General features: G+C 58.0%; 1 protein-coding gene. It reads right to left on the bottom strand.

What is annotated here, in order from left to right:
* Positions 1-341: 341 nt before the first annotated feature.
* The gene (locus MD273_RS18555; protein WP_082074633.1) at positions 342-485 is read right to left on the bottom strand and encodes a DUF1127 domain-containing protein; all 144 of its coding nucleotides are present in this window, start codon (positions 483-485) and stop codon (positions 342-344) included.
* Positions 486-685 lie beyond the last annotated feature (200 nt).

Below are 685 nucleotides of genomic sequence, written 5' to 3'. Positions count from 1 at the left end.
GCCAATCGCCTCCTCCGTCCGTTGTGTTGGCAACATAGCGGAACAGAGACGAGGAGGCATCAGATTTATCGAGAATAATTCAGAAAATTAGCAGATTCCGAATTTCAGGGGAGGCGCGTTCCGGCCATTTGGGGCCGAGGGCGGGCGTCAAAGGCCCTTGTCGCATTGTGTGCAGACAAAAGAAAACGCCCACCGGGGGAGGAGGATCCGGTGGGCGTCATCGGTTCGGCCGGCGACTGGGAGGAGGAGTATCGCTGGCCGAGATCGGAGGGCGCCGGGAGGAGGAGAGCGCAACTCCGATATTCATGTTGATCCGGGCAAACCCGGATCAGAAATCTTTGTTAGAACGAGGCCTTGCGGGCGACGCGACGGATGTCCTGACGGTCGATGCCGAGGTCATGCAGTTCGCGGTTGCTCATGCGGCCAAGTTCGGTAACCGTTTCGCGGTACTTGAGCCAGTTGCTGAAGGAACGGGTCATGCTCATTGTCCGGTCTCCTGTGTTGGTCATTGCTTCGCTCTTGTTGACCTACATATACGCGGACGATCCGGAGTGAGGCAGTGGGGCAAGAGCAATGCCCCTATGCAAAAAACGCAGGGCTCGAAAATCCGGCCGCTCAGAAAAGGAGCATAGCCGTGTACCTCATCCGTTCTGCTTCAGCCAGCCGATGACGGCTTCGGTGGCGC

Origin of the sequence: Marinobacter sp. C7, from assembly GCF_022343555.1 — a bacterium.
Lineage (GTDB): Bacteria > Pseudomonadota > Gammaproteobacteria > Pseudomonadales > Oleiphilaceae > Marinobacter.
Note: the sequence above shows the minus strand (reverse complement) of the source record. Positions and strands in the feature narration are given on the sequence as shown.

What these genes read in the sequence shown, in the direction of transcription:
- MD273_RS18555 (WP_082074633.1), bottom strand. Translation starts at nt 485, where the DNA reads ATGAGCATGACCCGTTCCTTCAGCAACTGGCTCAAGTACCGCGAAACG.